4 protein-coding genes are annotated in these 2,218 nt (G+C 39.7%); 2 read left to right on the top strand and 2 right to left on the bottom strand.

Going from position 1 to position 2,218, the window contains the following annotated elements; genetic code table 11:
- Window positions 1-146: 146 nt before the first annotated feature.
- Window positions 147-347, bottom strand: coding sequence for a hypothetical protein (locus L2082_RS19145; protein ID WP_446012196.1), 201 nt, complete (start codon window positions 345-347; stop codon window positions 147-149).
- A gap of 42 nt (window positions 348-389) precedes the next feature.
- Between L2082_RS19145 and L2082_RS19140 the strand changes: the two genes are divergently transcribed.
- A complete protein-coding gene (locus tag L2082_RS19140; RefSeq protein WP_446012195.1) occupies window positions 390-749 on the top strand; it encodes an ISAon1 family transposase N-terminal region protein in 360 nt (119 codons plus the stop codon).
- Window positions 730-1,713, top strand: coding sequence for an ISAon1 family transposase (locus L2082_RS19135; RefSeq protein WP_446012194.1), 984 nt, complete (start codon window positions 730-732; stop codon window positions 1,711-1,713). Before L2082_RS19140 ends, L2082_RS19135 begins: the two co-directional genes overlap by 20 nt.
- A 239-nt stretch (window positions 1,714-1,952) precedes the next feature.
- On the opposite strand, the gene L2082_RS19130 is transcribed toward L2082_RS19135, so the two are convergent.
- The coding region (locus L2082_RS19130) for a hypothetical protein (RefSeq protein ID WP_446012193.1) at window positions 1,953-2,218 on the bottom strand (266 nt) is incomplete at its 5' end.

Raw genomic sequence — 2,218 nt, 5'->3', positions numbered from 1 at the left:
GAAAACAAAGCACATGGCTATAACAACGCGCGGCCTTAAATCATTGTGGGCAAAGTGGTTATTCGAGCTTCTATTCTCGCATCAAAGGTCGTTGTAGCTTAATAGTAAATAGCATCGAAATCCCCAGCGTTTCATACCGCAATCCGTTACGCACTAATCAAAAAGCCTACGCGCAAACTAGCACATTTGCTTTCACCGGCAAAAAAAGCCAACGCTGAAAAATCAACATAGTCTGCTTTCCCCCCAAAAAAAGAATTCACTAAATTCGACCACTGAACTGAAACAAACGCCGGTTTGCCGACGATAAAAAAAGCCAACGCTGAAAAATCAACATAGTCTGGGCTCAAAGGATATATTGAGGGGGGATTGAATATTATTAACTTTGCCAGATGGAATCACAAGAGATAATTAAATTCATTCTGCCAGAAGATATGCTGGAATATTTTGATTTGGTAAATATTGAAAGATTAGGAAACCAGCTTAGGTTTTATCTAGACGAGAAAAATGAGAAGCCCCCTGAGCTATCTGCCAAAAGTTTAGAATCAAAAGGTTTCACACCGCCATTGAGCCTGTATGATTTCCCAATTCGTAATCAGAAAGTAGTCCTGAAGGTTAGAAGGCGCAAATGGAAAGACACAGCAACAGGGAAAACCCACACGAGGGAATGGGACTTGAAACATGAAGGAACAAGCTACACAAAAGAATTTGCAGCTTTCTTAAAAAAAATGTATGGACACCAAACCAGTTAGCGCCAATAGTGTTGGCGGTTATTTCCAGGTTGACGGCAATTCCCTTGGCAAGCATTACAAGGAGCATTTAAGCGGTTTCCGCGATTGGGAGCAACTTGGCCATGCAGATGAGTGGTTACTGTTCCCTGAGAACATAGGCACATGTTTATGCCTGGATGAAATAGCACTGAGCGATGGGGAACTCTTTACCGTGCTGACCAATGCCAGAGCCAAATGTCAAAAGGGTAGCTTGATAGCCATAGTCAAAGGCATTAAGTCAGGCGAAGTATGCAAAATCCTGAGCCAGATACCGATCAGTAAGCGCCAGCAAGTCAAAGAGATCAGTGTCGATATGGCAAACAGTATGGAGAAAATAGCCTATACAAGTTTCCCAAATGCCTCTGTGGTAACCGACAGGTTTCATGTGGCAAAGCTAATATCCGAAGCTGTGCAGGAGATAAGGATAAATCATCGGTGGAAAGCGATCGAGCAAGAAAACATAGCCATCAAAGAAGCCAAAAAATCAGGCATCAGGTACAATGCCCCTGTATATGAAAACGGGGACACCAAAAAGCAATTGCTTGCACGAAGCAGGTACTTATTGTTCAAGCCGACGAACAAATGGACAGAGTCGCAGCAACTCAGGGCAGGGATATTGTTCAAAGAATACCCTGACATTAAAAAGGCATACGAGTTGTCGTTGATGTTCAGGAACATATATGAAACTTCCGGATCGAAGAGCCAAGCCTGTGAGAACCTTAATAAATGGAACGAAAAAGTAAAGCAATACGGTTTCGATTCTTTTGCAACAGCATCAGCATCGATAAACAGCCATAAAGAAACAATATTGAATTTCTTTGTCAACCGCACAACCAATGCTTTGGCTGAATCTTTCAACTCCAAGATAAAGGCATTCAGGTCTGTATTCAGGGGCGTAAGGGATATAAAATTCTTCCTTTACAGGGTATCCTTGATCTTTGCTTAATCCTCCCCCCCTCAATATATCCTTTGAGCCCGAAAAACCAGCTTGAATCTTTCGTTTCATAAGCAATTCATTACTTCTCCCTTTAATTACAACGGGAAATTTATTGAAGAGATAAGATTCACAATTATTGACCAAATCAGATATTAAGATTTGTGTATCATTGCTTTCCACATATTTCAGCTTAATTCTCTCAGCTAAGACCTTACTGAATACTTTTTTTGAAATAATCATATTAGCTATTATTGGTAATAAGGCTCTGGGTTTAGAGGAGGTTGTAATTCATATGGAGGAATTATAATTAAATCTTTTGGTTTTATATAAAGAAATGTTCCAACACCAAAAACGATATTAAATATTGTTTTTGTTACTGGGCTATTAATAATAGCATCAATCACTTTAAAATAACCATCACTAATATTATTCGCCATTTCCGCACCTTCTTCCCACAAAAAGTAAAAATCACTTTTATCCCACAAATCTAGTGTCATGTTAAGTGGAAAATGAC

The sequence above is a fragment of the Candidatus Electrothrix sp. genome (genome assembly GCF_052785085.1).
This window is presented reverse-complemented; position numbering and strand designations above follow the sequence as displayed.